Annotated in this window: 13 protein-coding genes, 1 rRNA gene and 1 pseudogene; 5 read left to right on the top strand and 10 right to left on the bottom strand. The window is 40.3% G+C overall.

The window, feature by feature from the left end; all coding sequences use genetic code 11:
• Nucleotides 1–303, bottom strand: a 16S ribosomal RNA gene (locus ACRRSQ_RS19925); the annotation flags it as partial.
• A 753-nt stretch (nt 304–1,056) separates the two neighbouring features.
• On the opposite strand from ACRRSQ_RS19925, the gene ACRRSQ_RS19930 reads away from it, so the two are divergent.
• A complete protein-coding gene (locus tag ACRRSQ_RS19930) occupies nt 1,057–1,800 on the top strand; it encodes a hypothetical protein (RefSeq protein WP_440877533.1) in 744 nt (247 codons plus the stop codon).
• Nucleotides 1,801–1,906: 106 nt separating this feature from the next.
• Here ACRRSQ_RS19930 and purD read toward each other — a convergent pair whose 3' ends face one another.
• From purD to prmA, 6 genes are all read right to left on the bottom strand, one after another.
• A complete protein-coding gene (gene purD, locus ACRRSQ_RS19935; RefSeq protein ID WP_440877534.1) occupies nt 1,907–3,196 on the bottom strand; it encodes a phosphoribosylamine--glycine ligase in 1,290 nt (429 codons plus the stop codon).
• 67 nt (nt 3,197–3,263) lie between these two features.
• Nucleotides 3,264–4,070 carry a class I SAM-dependent methyltransferase gene (locus ACRRSQ_RS19940; RefSeq protein WP_440877582.1) on the bottom strand — a complete coding sequence of 269 codons (807 nt, stop codon included), beginning with the start codon at nt 4,068–4,070 and terminating at the stop codon, nt 3,264–3,266.
• 178 nt (nt 4,071–4,248) lie between these two features.
• Entirely contained in the window at nt 4,249–5,850 is a 1,602-nt protein-coding gene (gene purH / locus ACRRSQ_RS19945; RefSeq protein ID WP_440877535.1) for a bifunctional phosphoribosylaminoimidazolecarboxamide formyltransferase/IMP cyclohydrolase, read from the bottom strand.
• Nucleotides 5,851–6,279: 429 nt separating this feature from the next.
• Nucleotides 6,280–6,567 carry a DNA-binding transcriptional regulator Fis gene (fis, locus tag ACRRSQ_RS19950; RefSeq protein ID WP_044832893.1) on the bottom strand — a complete coding sequence of 96 codons (288 nt, stop codon included), beginning with the start codon at nt 6,565–6,567 and terminating at the stop codon, nt 6,280–6,282.
• 17 nt (nt 6,568–6,584) lie between these two features.
• Nucleotides 6,585–7,550 (bottom strand): tRNA dihydrouridine synthase DusB, encoded by a 966-nt coding sequence (gene dusB / locus ACRRSQ_RS19955; RefSeq protein WP_440877536.1) that lies wholly within the window; start codon nt 7,548–7,550, stop codon nt 6,585–6,587.
• Nucleotides 7,551–7,733: 183 nt separating this feature from the next.
• A complete protein-coding gene (prmA, locus tag ACRRSQ_RS19960) occupies nt 7,734–8,615 on the bottom strand; it encodes a 50S ribosomal protein L11 methyltransferase (RefSeq protein WP_440877537.1) in 882 nt (293 codons plus the stop codon).
• A gap of 207 nt (nt 8,616–8,822) precedes the next feature.
• Between prmA and ACRRSQ_RS19965 the strand changes: the two genes are divergently transcribed.
• The 3 genes and pseudogenes from ACRRSQ_RS19965 to ACRRSQ_RS19975 all read left to right on the top strand — a co-directional run.
• Nucleotides 8,823–9,314: a putative 4-hydroxy-4-methyl-2-oxoglutarate aldolase gene (locus ACRRSQ_RS19965; protein ID WP_440877538.1), complete on the top strand. Its 492-nt coding sequence runs from the start codon at nt 8,823–8,825 to the stop codon at nt 9,312–9,314.
• Between the two features lie 88 nt (nt 9,315–9,402).
• On the top strand, nt 9,403–10,368 hold the full coding sequence (locus ACRRSQ_RS19970) for an NAD(P)-dependent oxidoreductase (protein ID WP_440877539.1): 966 nt from the start codon (nt 9,403–9,405) through the stop codon (nt 10,366–10,368).
• Between the two features lie 117 nt (nt 10,369–10,485).
• A pseudogene (locus ACRRSQ_RS19975) lies at nt 10,486–10,764 on the top strand (HU family DNA-binding protein); the annotation flags it as partial.
• A 542-nt stretch (nt 10,765–11,306) separates the two neighbouring features.
• On the opposite strand, the gene ACRRSQ_RS19980 reads toward ACRRSQ_RS19975, so the two are convergent.
• The 3 genes from ACRRSQ_RS19980 to ccoG all read right to left on the bottom strand — a co-directional run bounded on the left by ACRRSQ_RS19980 (nt 11,307) and on the right by ccoG (nt 14,537).
• Complete coding sequence (locus tag ACRRSQ_RS19980; protein ID WP_440877540.1) at nt 11,307–11,939, bottom strand: thiol:disulfide interchange protein DsbA/DsbL; 633 nt, start codon at nt 11,937–11,939, stop codon at nt 11,307–11,309.
• 41 nt (nt 11,940–11,980) lie between these two features.
• On the bottom strand, nt 11,981–12,958 hold the full coding sequence (locus ACRRSQ_RS19985; RefSeq protein WP_440877541.1) for a serine/threonine protein kinase: 978 nt from the start codon (nt 12,956–12,958) through the stop codon (nt 11,981–11,983).
• A 139-nt stretch (nt 12,959–13,097) separates the two neighbouring features.
• Entirely contained in the window at nt 13,098–14,537 is a 1,440-nt protein-coding gene (gene ccoG / locus ACRRSQ_RS19990) for a cytochrome c oxidase accessory protein CcoG (RefSeq protein WP_440877542.1), read from the bottom strand.
• A 138-nt stretch (nt 14,538–14,675) separates the two neighbouring features.
• Here ccoG and ACRRSQ_RS19995 point away from each other — a divergent pair, with 138 nt between their 5' ends.
• Entirely contained in the window at nt 14,676–15,032 is a 357-nt protein-coding gene (locus ACRRSQ_RS19995) for a hypothetical protein (protein ID WP_440877543.1), read from the top strand.
• Nucleotides 15,033–15,059: the final 27 nt, after the last annotated feature.

Genomic DNA, 15,059 nt, shown 5'->3' on the forward strand with positions numbered 1-15,059 from the left:
TCCTCTCAAACCAGCTAGAGATCGTCGCCTTGGTAAGCCATTACCTTACCAACTAGCTAATCTCACTTGGGCTAATCCATAGGCGAGAGGTCCGAAGATCCCCCCCTTTGGTCCGTAGACATTATGCGGTATTAGCAGTCGTTTCCAACTGTTGTCCCCCACCTAAAGGCATATTCCCAAGCATTACTCACCCGTCCGCCGCTCGACGCCGAAATAGCAAGCTATTCCTCGTTTCCGCTCGACTTGCATGTGTTAAGCCTGCCGCCAGCGTTCAATCTGAGCCATGATCAAACTCTTCAATTAAAAATCGTTTGTGTATCTTTCGATACTGCTCAATGAATTCTGTCGTGTTCCTAACCGAAGTTAGAAACTACATAAAACGTACTAATCATTCCTAAGAATGGTTAATACTTGTTTTGTGTGACATTCAACAATTAAGCTGTTTTACGTCTTCCTGATAAACAGGCCGACTATGTAAAATCAATCTTAATGTGAGTGCCCACACAAATTGCATGATAACTAATTGTTAAAGAACATATCTTCAAAGAAGATATCGGTAAGAATCTCATTCGTTCTATACCGTAAAGTAATTCGTTGCTGCAGGCCTTGCCTGAAGCGAGATGCGCATTCTACGCGTCTCAGTTTTGATGTCAACATTTTATTTTGATTTTTTTAATTCTTTTTGCAAAAAACTAAATCGTCGTTTTAAAATGTTTGGTTAGCCACTTTAGCCTTAAAGCGTAAGGGTTAACTTATCAAAACATACCTTTCGTCATCCTGACTCGGCTTAGTTCGTATTTCCTATACTTCCGTCTCTTGGGTTGCCCCTGGAAACTGGATGCGCATTTTAGACATTTTCATCTTGGCGTCAACTCTTTTTTAAGAAAAAACGTAATTTGACGTTTGTTTGCTTTTATATTGAACTAATCGTCGTTTAAACGCACTAATAAGACGATCTGAGTTGATCCGTGCTTAAGAAAAATAGCTGTGCAGTCGATATATGTTATCAATATAGTAAAAGATGATTCGGCTGAAAATATAATAAAAGGCGACAATATGAAGAAGAGTTTAGCTTTGTTGTTGCTGGGATGGTCAACATTTAGTGTTTTTGCAATGGACTTTGCAACGAGTAAACAGGAAAAGTTTATTGCTAAGTTACTCAACCAGCAAGTTAATCAACAAATATCTGTTAAAAAAAGTGTCAGTGGTTTATTAAAACGATCACCCGAGCAGGTGGAAACGATACTTTCAGCGGCATTAAATATGTACCCAGACGAATACGTTCAAATTATTCAAGGAGCAATTGAAGCAGAGCCCGCATTAACCTGTGATGTGATCCGAGCAGCCATGCATGCTGATATCGTAAGTTATGATGAAATTATACGCATTGCCATTGAAACTGAGCCTGCTTATGCCGCAGAAATCGTCCATACCGTCGCGCAAAGTAGACCTGAAGATATGGAAAACATCATTCGCGTTGCTATTACTACTGAACCTTTTGTGTCTGAGGATATTTTCGATCAAATCATGCACTACTCACCTGAACATATGATTGATGTATTAACCGGCGCAATTAAAGCAGTCCCCGAACAGGTAGAACATCTAGTGAAAGACGCATTAGCGTGGTTTCCAAACAGCGGAGAGGAAGTTGTTTCAACTGCAGTTAGCTCAAGCAAAGCCAATCAAGCACAAAACATAGTTGATGCTGCAATAGCGTCTGGATTAGATCAAGACAGCGCAATTGCTGCGGCAATATCTGCTGGGGCGAATAAAGCAACGTTTGCTGTTCAAGCCAATTAATACTAAGTGTATTAATTAATATAAGCGAGCGTCCGCAAAACGTAACCCAACAAAAAAGCCGCAAGCTAGTAAACTAGCTTGCGGCTTTTTTTAGTCAACGACTTAATTAGCTTTGTTCACGAGCAACTGCACGATATGCAATATCGGTACGGAAAGAAACGTCTTTCCAGCTAATTTCGTTTAATAGGGTATAAGCTGATTTTTGAGCTTCAGTAACACTGTTACCCAATGCGGTTGCACATAGCACGCGGCCACCGGCAGTAACAACGTCACCAGCTTCATTATTAGTAGTGCCTGCATGGAATGTTTTTGCATTCGGGTTAGTATTGGTCTCTAACCCTGAGATAACATCGCCTTTGTTGTAATCAGCCGGGTAGCCACCTGCTGCTAAAACAACGCCGACTGCTGCACGCGGATCAAATTCGGCAGTAGCTTTATCTAATTCGCCACGACAAGCCGTTAGACAAAGTTCAACCAGATCAGATTGCAAACGCATCATTATAGGTTGTGTTTCTGGATCACCAAAACGACAGTTATATTCAATCACTTTTGGTGTACCATCAGCATCAATCATTAAACCTGCATATAAGAAGCCAGTATAAGGTGCATCTTCTTTGGCCATGCCTTCAACCGTTGGCATGATCACTTCGTTCATAATGCGATTATGAATGTCAGGTGTTACTACAGGTGCAGGAGAATAAGCGCCCATACCACCTGTGTTAGGACCTTGATCACCATTTAAGGCACGTTTGTGATCTTGGCTGGTCGCCATCGCTAAGACATTCTTACCGTCAACCATAACAATGAAGCTTGCTTCTTCACCATCAAGAAATTCTTCAATCACGACGCGGTGGCCAGCATCGCCAAACGCATTACCCGCTAACATGTCTTTGACTGCAGCTTCAGCTTCTTCAACCGTCATCGCAACAATAACACCTTTACCTGCAGCTAAGCCGTCAGCTTTAACAACAATAGGAGCACCTTGCTCACGAACATAAGCTAACGCTGGTTCGATTTCAGTGAAGTTTTGGTAATAGCCGGTTGGAATATTATTACGTGCTAAGAAGTCTTTGGTAAAAGCTTTAGAACCTTCAAGTTGTGCTGCTTTTGCTGATGGACCAAAAATAGTTAAACCTTCAGCTTGAAAAGCATCAACAACACCATCAACAAGTGGTTGCTCTGGACCAACAATAGTCAAAGCGATGTTGTTTTCTTTGGCAAATGCTACAAGTGCTGGAATATCGCCAACAGAAATCGCAACATTTTCTAATTTATCTTCGGTAACTGTACCTGCATTACCTGGAGCAACAAAAACTTTTTCTACTTGTGTCGATTGCGCTGCTTTCCATGCCAATGCATGTTCACGACCACCGCCGCCAATAACCAAAACATTCATTTACTGAGTTTCCTAATATTAATAAAAACTATATAAGCGCAACGAGTGAACTCGTTGCGCTTTAGTTTTATTTTACAAATTTTAATGTCATGCGATCGCTTTCGCCGATCGCTAAATATTTTTCTTTATCTTTTTCGCCAAGTGCTAATACTGGTGGTAATGTCCACACACCTTTAGGATGATCAGCACTATCTTTTGCGTTTGCGTTAATATCGCTACTTGCGGCTAGTTTAAAACCTGCCGCTTGCGCATATTGAACAACTAAATCTTGCGGTACATAACCACTACGTTTGTTTTTGCCCCAATCTTGCGACGCTGGCATTCTATGTTCAACAATACCTAATACGCCACCTGATTTTAATGCACGATAAGCATCTTTAAAGACTTGCTGCATGCCTTCATCTTTCCAGTTATGTAAATTACGGAAAGTGAGCACTAAGTCAGCTGTGCCTGCAGGAGTATAGTCGTTTGATTTTTTTGGATCAAAATCGACTAATTCAACTTCGTTAAAGACTAAATTACTAGCTAGCTTTTTCTCTAACTTTTGACGTGAACGACTGTAATAGTCATCGCCACCTTTATCAGGATAATGTGCGCCAACAAGTTTACCTGAACCTCTTAACGCAGGAGCTAATATTTCAGTATACCAGCCGCCGCCAGGCGTTAACTCAACTACAGTCATTTTTGAATGAAAACCAAAAAACTCTAACGTTTCTTTTGGATGACGATATTGATCACGTGCTTTATTTTTATCAGCACGATGCTCGCTAGCTATCGCATTATCTAATTTGCTGTGATGGTTAGCATGAGCATTAGCAAGATTTGCCGTTAACATCGTTGTCGCAAGTACTGATGTTGTTAGTAAGGTTTTAATGAGCTTCATTGTTGTTATCCATTGCAATTGATTATTGTGTACAACAAGTTATAGCAAATTCACAAAAAGATACAGTGCCACTTGCCTTCATTCATCGAAGAAAAGTGACACTTAGACGTTATTTTATTATTTCACTAATGACACATTTTTAAATATTAATTTAAAAATGAAGCCGTTATTAGTGATAGAAGTGACGCATGCCAGTGAAGACCATAGCAATACCATGCTCATCTGCAGCAGCAATAACTTCATCATCACGCATTGAACCACCTGGCTGAATTACAGCAGTAATACCTGCAGCAGCCGCGGCGTCTAAACCGTCACGGAATGGGAAGAAAGCATCAGAAGCCATTACTGAACCTTTAACTTCTAAGTTTTCATCGGCAGCTTTAATACCGGCAATTTTAGCTGAGTAAACACGACTCATTTGACCTGCACCAACACCAATGGTGACGTTATTTTTTGCATATACGATGGCGTTTGATTTAACAAACTTAGCCACTTTCCATACAAACTTAAGGTCGCGCATTTCGTCTTCAGTTGGTTGACGTTTAGTCACGACTTTCAGATCTTCGTCAGCAACTTTACCTTGGTCACGATCTTGTACTAATAAACCGCCGTTAACACGCTTGAAGTTACAACCGGTTGTTTGAGTCGACCATTGACCACACGCTAATAAACGCACATTCGGCTTAGCAGCAACAATTTGTGCAGCTGCATCAGAAATGCTTGGCGCGATAATAACTTCAACAAACTGACGAGATACAATGGCTTCTGCCGTATCAGCATCTAATTCACGGTTAAAAGCAATAATGCCACCAAATGCCGATGTTGGATCAGTTGCATAAGCGCCTTCGTATGCAGCTAAGATATTGTCACCAATAGCAACACCACATGGGTTTGCATGCTTAACAATCACACACGCTGGCTCATCAAATTCTTTGACACACTCTAATGCAGCATCGGTATCAGCGATGTTGTTGTATGATAATGCTTTACCTTGAATTTGTTCAGCAGTTGATACTGATGCTTCTTCTGGTTCAGCTTCAACATAGAAAGCTGCGTCTTGATGAGAGTTTTCGCCGTAACGTAAGTCTTGTTTTTTAACAAACTGACTGTTGAACGTGCGTGGAAACTTCACTTTCTCGTCTAAATTAATTTCAGCTTCACTATCACCATAAGCTGGTAACATACGGCCAAAGTAGTTGGCGATCATGCCATCATATGCTGCAGTGTGCTCGTATGCTGCAATCGCTAAATCAAAACGAGTTTGATAAGTTAACGAATCGTTGTTGGCGTTCATTTCAGCAATAACGCGGTCATAATCGTGTGCGTTTACTACGATAGTGACATCTTTATGGTTTTTCGCCGCAGCGCGCACCATAGTTGGTCCGCCAATATCGATATTTTCGATAGCATCTTCTAGCGGACAATTTTCGTCAGCAACCGTTTTAGCAAATGGGTATAGGTTAACTACCACAAGGTCAATTGCGCTAATGTTGTTTTCAGCCATCACTGCTTCGTCCATGTCACGACGAGCTAAAATGCCACCGTGTACTTTTGGGTGAAGAGTTTTTACGCGGCCGTCCATAATCTCAGGATGACCAGTGTAATCAGAAACTTCTGTCACTTGGATGCCTTGCTCAGCAAGTAATTTTGCTGTGCCACCAGTTGATAAAATATCAACGCCTTTTTCAGCTAAGTGACGAGCAAAGTCAACAATACCGGTTTTATCTGAAACACTTAAAAGTGCGCGTTTGATTGGGCGTGGGGTATTCATTATGGTTTTGATACCTTTAAAAAGTTAAGCGAGTTAAATAGTAAATTTAGTTCACTGCACTGCCAGGCAATGCTTTGTGTTGTTATGTCGTCCATGGCTTTTGATAAATGAATTATCCCCTTAGATAACTCAACGACCAGTGTCGAATTTTTATCATTAAATTTTATACAACATCCATGTGCCGTCACTCTTTCGCATCCTGCGATGTGTGACATTGCCTACACGGATGTAGGCACTTAGGTTTTATCAGGAACAAAAAACCTGACTTACATCCATGTGCCGTCACTCTTTCGCATCCTGCGATCGTGACATACTTACATCCATGTAAGCCGCCACTCTTTTGCATCCTGCAACCGTGGCATACTTACGTCCATGTAAGCAAAAAGCACCCGAAGGTGCTTTTTAATTGCAGGTTCAACCTGCGAGTGATTAGTTCATGCCGTATTTTTTTAATTTCTTACGTAATGTACCGCGGTTAATACCTAGTAAGTTTGCAGCGCGGGTTTGGTTACCACGAGTATACTGCATAACTTCTTCAAGCATTGGCGCTTCAATTTCTGAAAGTACAAGGTCGTACATATCATCAACATCGTTACCATTTAATTGTGACAAGTAGTTTTTAATAGCTACTTTAGCTTGGGTACGTAAAGGCGATGCCTTTGTCTGAGTTTGTAGATCACCAGTGATGAATGGAGAGGAAATATTTTGTTCAAACATAAAGTTCAGACTCTTTCTTAAGTTAAATTATCAAATTGCATAGTTAATGCTTCAAGCTGTTCATTTACAGACTCTAAACCATTAAACACAGACCGAAACGTTTTATCTTGATCCCATGCTTGCATGTACCAAGAAACGTGTTTACGGGCAAATCTTACGCCCATAAAGTCGCCATAAAAGCGATGTAATTCCTTTACATGTTCAATAATAATTGAACCAACTTCATCCATAGTAGGAGCAGGTAAATGCTGCCCCGTGTTCAAGAAATGATTGATTTCTCGAAAAATCCAAGGTCGCCCTTGGGCACCGCGACCAACCATAACTGCGTCAGCTCCGGTAAAATCAAGTACTTGCTTTGCTTTTTCAGCACTGGTGATATCACCATTTGCAACTACAGGAATAGCAACACTGCTTTTAATTGCCTTAATGGTATTGTATTCCGCATCACCTTTGTAAAAGTCGTTGCGCGTACGACCATGAACAGCAAGTGACTGAATACCATTAGCTTCAGCAATTTTAGCGATTTCAACACCATTACGTGTGTCTTCACACCATCCGGTGCGTATCTTCAATGTTACTGGTACATCAACTGCATCAACTACTGACTTAACAATAGCTTCAACTAATGACGGATCTTTAAGTAACGCCGAACCCGCCAACTTTTTATTTACCTTTTTCGCCGGGCAGCCCATATTAATATCAATAATCTGCGCGCCTTTTTCAGCATTCATTTTTGCGGCAAAAGCCAACTCTGTTGGATCACAACCGGCAATTTGCACTGAACGAATACCAGCGTCGTCGCTATGCACCAATCTACGTTTAGATTTATTGGTATTCCATAACTTAGGGTTGGCCGATATCATTTCAGATACGGCAAGCCCTGCCCCCATTTGACAACACAATTGTCGAAAGGGTTGGTCAGTAATGCCTGCCATTGGTGCAAGCAAAACATTGCTAGTTAATGAATAAGAACCTATCTTCACACTGATGCTTTTTTGAGCTACTGGTCAAAAGGGCGCTAAGTTTACGTGTTTTTTTCGAGATTGAAAAGGATATAAATTGAACAAATATTGGTTTTTTTCGACTTTTATATATTGACTTTTTGCAAACTGTTGTTGTGAGCAGAAAATGTACAAAATTGTACAGTTTCTGCGGTAAAAATTACGCTATTTTCTACATCCAGATAAGCGTACCCATTCTTCTTGAACTTGCACTGCATCCATATCACACCATTGTCCATAGATAGATTGTAACGTTTGCGCTTGCTCTTCTAATACACCAGAAAGTGCAACGACACCATTTGGTGCAACAAATTCAATGATGGTCGGTGCTAATTCTCGAAGTGGTCCTGCTAATATATTAGCGACAACGACATCCGCTTTTAGACTCGGCTGATCTTTCGGCAAGAACAGTGATAAGCGATCTTGCACGCCATTTCGCTCGGCATTGGCTTTACTTGCTTGTAGTGCTTGTGGGTCGATATCTATGCCGATGACTTCTTTTGCACCTAGTTTTAAAGCTGCAAGCGATAAAATACCCGAGCCACAACCAAAGTCGACCACGGTTTTATCTTTAAGATCTAAGCCATCAAGCCAAGTTAAACATAACGCAGTAGTTGGGTGAGTTCCGGTACCAAAGGCAAGCCCGGGGTCAAGCATCACATTCACCGCATCAGGCTCAGGTACATCGCGCCAACTTGGGCAAATCCATAAACGTTGACCAAACTTCATTGGGTGGAAGTTATCCATCCACTCACGTTCCCAGTCTTTATCTTCTAATTGCTCTAACTTGTACTGCATGTCTTTTTTATCAGGATGAATGCTTTGCAGATAATTTAGTACTTTATCCATATCATGCGCCGCATCATATAAGCCCATAACAACTGTATTGTGCCAATAGGTAACTTCATCACCCGGCAAAGGCTCATAGATAGGGGTATCTTTTGCATCTATAAAAGTCACCGCTTGAGCGCCACAAGCACTTAACCAGTCACTGTATTTTTCTGCCGTTTCTTCGTCAGCACTTAATCTAAGCTGTATCCAAGGCATAAGTTTTCTCATCGATAAAAATATCGCGCTAGTTTAACACTGCTATTATAGCCAAGCTACTTGAAACTCGTGTCTGTATTGCGATTAGTCACTCACAAACAACCTACTATATATTAAAACTATAGTCATTATATGCGCTAGCAAAGCAATTGATGGATTGGATATACTCGAAGTACCTTAATAACACCCATTTGCAACGAGGCACTTATGTTAGATCTACTACCCGACTTATTTGACCTTTACCCAGAAAGGCTGCAACTTGCGGCACCTGTTTTTAACAATTACGGCGGTAAAACCATCTTTCAAGGAAAAATCGTAACGGTTGACTGCTTTAACGATAACTCGCGCGTTAAAGAGCTAGTTGCCACCGATGGGCATGGCAAAGTGATGGTTGTTAACGGCAAAGGGAGTATGACCAATGCTTTACTTGGCGACATGCTCGCCGAAAAAGCAGTAGCCAATGGCTGGCAAGGTATCGTAATTAATGGCTGTATTCGTGATGCTGGCACGATTGCCACATTACCTATAGGGGTAAAAGCCTTAGCTTGTTGCCCAATTAAAACTGAAAAGCTCGGTGTTGGGGACGTAAACACAGTCGTGAGCTTTGCAAACCTCACTTTTACTCCAAACGGGTATATTTATGGCGACGCAAACGGGCTTGCGATCAGTGAACAATTACTCGAATTACCAAAAAGCTAAGCTAAAACAAATTTTATTTGCTAATAACGTGTTATAAATAGAGCCATAATAACAATGTTATAACGCACTTATTGTCAGAGCTAAGCAAATGAAATATTTTCCTGTTTTCCTAGATGCGACCAAAATTGCTGCCATGGTTGTCGGCGGCGGCGACGTTGCTGCCCGTAAAATTGAATTATTATTAAAAACCACCACAAATATCACGGTGATGGCCAAAGCATTATCACCAAGTGTTGAACGTTTGGTGAATGTTCACCAATTGACATGGCTAAAACACAACTATCAAACCGGTCATTTAAGCAATATTAACCTTGTAATCGCGGCCACCGACGACAGTGAAGTTAATAAATCGGTATACGAAGAAGCAACGCCGTTGAACATTTTGACCAATGTCGTCGACCAACCAGAGTTATGTACTTATATAACACCCGCTATTATTGATCGCTCCCCGATGATCATTGCCATGTCTAGCTCAGGCAGTGCGCCAATATTACTGCGCATGTTACGTGAACAAATTGAGCGTATGCTACCTAGCGGTTATGGCAAACTAGCGGATTTTTCATTAAAGTTTAGAGACCATGTCAAAGCGCGCGTAAAAAGCATACGTAATCGCAGAACCTTTTGGGAAAACACATTACGAGGACCAATTGGTGAAGCTATTTTACAAGGCAAATCAACCCAAGCAGAGCAGCAACTAATTGCCAGCATTAAAGATAAAATTTCGCCACCTGAAGGTGAGATTGTTTTTATTCATACCTTAACGGGCGAGCCTGATCATTTAACCTTACAAGCCCATCGTGAAATGCAATTTGCTGATGCCGTGTTTTACGACCAAGACGTTAATGTTGACCTTATTGAATACGCAAGGCGTGATGCAGATAAATATCCGCAAGATATTCCTGCGAGCACCTTGGTGAACTTTCAACATGCTATCGAACTCGCAGAAAAGGGACAAAAAGTGATTTATTTATTGGCTGGTCATCAAGAGTTACCACACAACTCTGCACTATTAATGAGCAAAGTTAACAGCAAAGAGCTGGTAAATGGGGCTTAAGTGGATTGAATTGTCGCTATCTGGCGTACTTTTAAACAGAAATAAATATTTTTATTGATCCGACGGACATTCTCTTTTAGGATGATTTGAAATAACAATAATGCAACAAGGAACAAAAAAATGAATAAAAGTGAATTAATCGCAAAAATTTCTGAAGGCGCTGAAATTTCAAAGGCTTCTGCTGGTCGTGTTCTTGATAGCTTAATTGCTTCAGTAACCGAAGAATTAGCAAACGGTGGTGATGTTGCTTTAGTAGGTTTTGGTACTTACAAAGTTAGCGAACGTGCAGCACGCACAGGTCGTAACCCACAAACCGGTGCTGAGATCCAAATCGCAGCAGCTAAAGTACCTACTTTCAAAGCAGGTAAAGCATTAAAAGATGCTTGTAACGCTTAATTATATCAACATAATTAACGATAAAAGCCGCTTGTTAGCGGCTTTTTTATTGTCTTGATTTCTTGTCTTAATTTATGACTTTAGTTTCCACAAAGCATCGCCTACCGATAAACGCCCTGCAATTAGCTTAATAAAAATAAGCTAACTTTAAGCGGCTAGTTTTTAAAACGATTAGCCTTTAAAACCGTTTGCCCTTAAAACAAAAAAGGCCTTAGCACTACGCTAAAGCCTGTCGATAAAACAATAGAAGACACTAGAGCGTGTCGACCTTTACTGTATGTTTTTGCAGCGAATTTTTTACCCTTTATACAAGGCAGAGCGATTGTCGTGTAGTTATTCTACATAAATGAGTGATAAAGACTTTATGCTCCTGCAAAGTCACCTTACCCCACATCCATGTGGGGCAACGCAGTAGAAATGGTAAACAAACGCTGTCCGAAGGATCCATTTAAACGCTTCCTGCTCTTTATGCCTTCAAGTTAGTGCCGCGATCAGAAAGCGTTTAAATTGGACTAAATTCATACCACAAAGATCAACACGGTCTAATCTAATGTTAATAAGTGCTGTACTAAGTTATTTAAATCTTGCTCAACATTTTTTCTATCAAGTGCGCCATTGTTAATACGGTACTTACCATTAACAACAATGGTAGGAACACCGGTAATCGCACGTGTTTTGGTTAATTTTTCTTGGTGCCTTTTCATTGATTTTGCTTTGTTGTTAACACTAAAGCTCTTCATTAATTTATCAACTTCTTCACCGTCAGCGCCGTTTAAAACAAAAACGTTACGCAGGTCTTTTTCTGAAGTAATGCTGGCACGTTGTACTTGAATATAGTTAAACATTGCCGTCATTAACTTTTTCTCCATGCCTAGCTGTTGTGCTACAACTAAACCTTTTGATAAAAGCTGCTGAATTTGCGGCGAAGCGCCACGTAAAAAATCAACATGGTTATATTCAAATGTAACGCCTTCAGGCAACTGCTTTTTAACTTGAGCAACTAAAGGTTCAAAACTACGACAGTGTGGGCAATAAAATGAAAAGTATTCACGCACTTCTGGTTTTTTCGACTGAACTTCACTTACTTTTGTATATTGTTTGCCTTCGGTATACGGAGCGGCTTGGACAAACAAAGGCATCATCATGATAACCATTAAACTGATAAATTTTTTCATTTAACTTTTGTTCCTTTAATAAACGTCACTTAAGCCAATAATTAATTAGGCATTAAGCTCAGGGGAGGTTGCTGTAAAGCTGACATCTGTTCTTTTAACATAAGTATCTGCTGTTCCCAATATTTTTCGCTATCAAACCACGGAAAATTACGAGGAAATGCAGGATCTCGCCAACGCTTGCATAACCAAGCCATATAATTCACAAGACGCATCGTTCTTAATGATTCTATCAAAACTAACTGCTTGGGTTCAAATGTAAAAAATTCATCGTATCCCATCACTAAGGTATCAAGCTGTAAAAGTTGTTGCTCCCTGTCACCCGATAACATCATCCATAAATCTTGAACAGCAGGGCCTGTGCGACAATCATCCAGGTCAACAAAATGAGGCCCGTCGTCGGTCCACAAAATATTACCTGCATGGCAATCGCCATGTAAGCGAATTTCATTGCTTGGCTGATATTGCTCAATGGCAACTTGATTTACTTGGTCAAGAATGGTGAAAAAAGCGGTGTTTAAGCTTTGTGGCACAAAACCTGATTCGGCGATTGATTCTCTGGCTTGTAACAGCATTTCATCGGTATTAAAGCGTAAACGTGATTGAAACGGTTTTTTCGCTGCAACGGCATGAATGCGTCCGATAAATCGTCCCATCCATTCCAGCTGATCTAAATTGTCCACTTCAAAGATACGCCCGCCTCGACAAGGGTATACACAAAAATGATAACCTTGATACTCAAATAGCGACTTACCATCAATAACAATTGGCGCAACTAGCGGTAATTCCTGCTCAGCTAATTCTAAGGCAAAGTCATGTTCTTCTTGTAATTGTGCTAGCTGCCAACGCTGTGGTCGATAGAACTTAGTCACGTATTTAACCAGATTTTCATCATGAAACTGATAGACACGGTTCTCGTAGCTGTTCAGTGCAAGTAAGCCGCTGTCTACGGTAAAACCGACACTTTCTAATCCGTCTAAGATTAAATCGGGTGACAGTGAGGTAAAATCAAATACCGACATGTGCGTGTTTTATCCTTATTAACAATCTAGGCAAATAATTTTTATAAATACATAAAACGCCATATCTATAAAAAAGAAAAGTGCCACTAAGGGCACTTTTCACAATAAAACAAATGATAAACGAAAAGGCTTAATTGCCCTAACGTTTATTAAAGAAACGGCTCTTATGCTCTAACACAACTTCACCGTTACTACCCACTTCTTCAATAACAAAATAGATATCAGTCATGTAGCCTGATAAATCATAAGGGTCAACTGTTAAGCTCATTGGCAAGGTATAAACTGAAGCAGCTTCTACCGTAACTTCTTGCTCGCCGTTCCACTTCGTGTTTTCAATACCACGTACGGACAGTCGATAGACATTTTCTTTTTGTGACTTGTTAAGAATTTTTAAGGTGTAAACATTTTCAATTTCACCGTTTAAATTCTCTTGGGCAAGCTCGGTGCGGTCACGAATGATTTCAAGCGACATTGGCACACGATTAACAATATCTAGTACTAATAAGGTCACCATCACCACTAACACCACCGCATAACCGACCAGTTTAGAGCGAATAAAGTGCACTTTTTTACCTGACAATTCATGCTCGGTGGTATAACGAATGAGTCCTTTCGGGTAATTCATCCGCTCCATAACGCCATTACAGGCATCAATACATGAGGCGCAGTTAATGCACTCGTATTGCAAACCATTGCGAATATCAATGCCTGTTGGGCAAACTTGCACACATAAATCACAATCGATACAGTCGCCTAATCCCAATTCTTTCGGGTCTTGTTTACGTCCTCGAGGGCCACGTCCCTCACCTCGTCCTGCATCGTAAGCCACAGTAATGGTATCTTTATCGAACATCGCCGACTGAAAACGCGCATACGGACACATGTGCAAACACATGATTTCACGCATCCAACCCGCATTACCATAGGTACATAAGGTAAAAAACAATACGCTAGAAACCGCGGCAAAAGACGCATTAAAGGTGAAAAAATCGATAAATAGATCTTGGATCGGTGTGAAAAAGCCGGCAAAGGTTAATGCCGTCAGTAAAGACACCATTAACCAAGAGAAGTGCTTTAATGACTTACGCCAGAATTTATTAAAGCTCATTGGCAAGCTATCAAGCTTTTTACGTTGGTTGGCGGTACCTTCAATTTTTTCTTCGAACCAAATAAAAATAAAGGTCCAAACGGTTTGCGGACAAAGGTAACCACACCATACTCGACCAAGAAAGGTGGTCACAAAGAAGAGTAAAAATGCACCAACGATGAAGATCCACGCTAATAAGGTTAAGTCTTGCGGCCACAAGGTTAACGACCAAATGGTAAAACGTTGCTCGGTAATATCAAAAAGCAGTGCTTGGTGACCGTCGTATCTCAGCCAAGGTAAAGCGGCAAAAGCGACCATAAAAAATAAATTCATGTAACGGCGGACGCGGGTAAAGAAGCCTGTGATCTTTCGCACATAAATTGCGTCGCTAGGACTAAAGTTACGTGTTACTGGTTCAGCAGGTTGATGTACTTTAATATTTTTTACGGGAATTTTTGCAGAGGGTTTTCTCTGCTTTTCATCAGAGTTCACAGCTAATCCTTGATATATCAATAAAGCGATTAAATTATAATGAAATTACGAACGAATAGTTATTATTTTCTCAATGATAATGTATTGTTTAATAAAATTGATTATCCTAGTGCTATACGTCACATTATAAGACAAATTATGAAGAATTTATTGATCTTAATCGTCGCCATTGCTGTATTTTTGCACTTTAACCCACAGCCAGAGTTAGAAGGCAAATTTGAAGAGTATAAAGAAAAGATTTTAGCGACATTTTCAGATGCCACAGATACCAAAATAAAATTGAAAACCGATAAAATTTATCAAGATTTATCGGCCGATTTTAATCGTTTTTCAGATAAAGAAATCGAACAAATAAAACAGTTATCTGCTAACCGAACAGCTGTGAAAGATTTTTATAGTGAATATTGTTTTGCTGAAAAAGGGCATGCAGTTTTTCACTCAGCTAATTTGAAAAAAGTGTGTGAAACCATTAACAAATACCAAGCACTTTTATAACCACGCCCTTTAACCTTCACCAATCAA

This window comes from Thalassotalea sp. PLHSN55 (genome assembly GCF_052030545.1).
Taxonomy (GTDB): domain Bacteria; phylum Pseudomonadota; class Gammaproteobacteria; order Enterobacterales; family Alteromonadaceae; genus CANMXU01.

Bases quoted from the DNA above. Each gene is read 5' to 3' on its own strand.
- ACRRSQ_RS19930 (WP_440877533.1), top strand. From the start codon at position 1,057: ATGAAGAAGAGTTTAGCTTTGTTGTTGCTGGGATGGTCAACATTTAGT.
- purD (WP_440877534.1), bottom strand. From the start codon at position 3,196: ATGAATGTTTTGGTTATTGGCGGCGGTGGTCGTGAACATGCATTGGCA.
- purH (WP_440877535.1), bottom strand. From the start codon at position 5,850: ATGAATACCCCACGCCCAATCAAACGCGCACTTTTAAGTGTTTCAGAT.
- fis (WP_044832893.1), bottom strand. From the start codon at position 6,567: ATGTTTGAACAAAATATTTCCTCTCCATTCATCACTGGTGATCTACAA.
- prmA (WP_440877537.1), bottom strand. From the start codon at position 8,615: ATGCCTTGGATACAGCTTAGATTAAGTGCTGACGAAGAAACGGCAGAA.
- ACRRSQ_RS19965 (WP_440877538.1), top strand. From the start codon at position 8,823: ATGTTAGATCTACTACCCGACTTATTTGACCTTTACCCAGAAAGGCTG.
- ACRRSQ_RS19970 (WP_440877539.1), top strand. From the start codon at position 9,403: ATGAAATATTTTCCTGTTTTCCTAGATGCGACCAAAATTGCTGCCATG.
- ACRRSQ_RS19980 (WP_440877540.1), bottom strand. From the start codon at position 11,939: ATGAAAAAATTTATCAGTTTAATGGTTATCATGATGATGCCTTTGTTT.
- ACRRSQ_RS19985 (WP_440877541.1), bottom strand. From the start codon at position 12,958: ATGTCGGTATTTGATTTTACCTCACTGTCACCCGATTTAATCTTAGAC.
- ACRRSQ_RS19995 (WP_440877543.1), top strand. From the start codon at position 14,676: ATGAAGAATTTATTGATCTTAATCGTCGCCATTGCTGTATTTTTGCAC.